Here is a 1234-nt window from a genome sequence, read left to right on the forward strand (position 1 = left end):
TGGCTACTACCGGTTGAAGTCGCGGCTGTCCGGCAAGGTGTTGGACGTCTCGGGCTTCTCGACCGCCAACGGCGCCAGCATCGTGCAGTGGAGCGACACGAACGGCACCAACCAGCAGTTCCGGTTGGCCGACTCGGACAGCGGCTACGTCCGGTTGATCAACCGGAACAGCAACAAGGTGATGGAGGTGCAGGGCGCCTCGACCGCCGACGGTGGCAACATCGTGCAGTACGACGACTGGAGCGGCACCAACCAGCAGTGGCAGCTCGTCCGCGTCGACGGTGGGGGCAACCCCACCACGCCGCCGCCGACCGGCACGTGCGACCTTCCGTCGACGTATCGCTGGTCCTCGACCGGCTCGCTGGCGAACCCGCGGTCGGGATGGGTGTCGCTGAAGGACTTCACCGTCGCGCCGTACAACGGCCAGCAGCTCGTCTACGCCACCACGCACGACTTCGGGTCGAGCTGGGGCTCGATGAACTTCAGCCTCTTCACGAACTACTCGCAGATGGCGTCGGCGAGTCAGAACGCGATGAGTTCGGGCACTGTCGCGCCGTCGTTGTTCTACTTCGCGCCGAAGAACATCTGGGTGTTGGCGTACCAGTGGGGTGGCCCGGCGTTCTCGTACCGGACCTCGACCGATCCGACGAACGCGAATGGGTGGTCGTCGCCGCAGACCTTGTTCAGCGGCAGCATCACCGGTTCGGGTACCGGGCCGATCGACCAGGCGGTCATCGGTGACGGGACGAACATGTACCTCTTCTTCGCCGGGGACAACGGCAAGATCTACCGGGCCAGCATGCCGATCGGGAACTTCCCGGGTAGCTTCGGCTCGAACTACACGACGATCATGAGCGACACCACCAACAACCTCTTCGAGGCCGTTCAGGTCTACAAGCTCCAGGGTCTGAACAAGTACCTCATGATCGTCGAGGCGATCGGTTCGCAGGGTCGCTACTTCCGGTCGTTCACGGCGACCAGCCTGGGTGGTTCGTGGACGCCGCAGGCGGCCAGCGAGAGCAACCCGTTCGCGGGTAAGGCCAACAGCGGTGCGACCTGGACCAACGACATCAGCCACGGTGAGCTGCTGCGGACCAGCGCGGACCAGACGATGACTGTCAACGCCTGCAACCTGCAACTGCTCTACCAGGGTCGTTCGCCCAGCTCCAACGGCGTCGACTACGGGCTGCTGCCGTACCGGCCGGGTCTGTTGACCCTGCAACGCTGACCCAAC

1 protein-coding gene is annotated in these 1234 nt (G+C 64.4%); it reads left to right on the forward strand.

The window, feature by feature from the left end:
* A partial coding sequence (locus tag JM949_RS36060) for a non-reducing end alpha-L-arabinofuranosidase family hydrolase (protein WP_203152486.1) occupies window positions 1-1228 on the forward strand: 1228 nt, incomplete at its 5' end.
* Window positions 1229-1234 lie beyond the last annotated feature (6 nt).

This window comes from Micromonospora tarensis, from assembly GCF_016803395.1.
Lineage (GTDB): Bacteria > Actinomycetota > Actinomycetes > Mycobacteriales > Micromonosporaceae > Micromonospora > Micromonospora tarensis.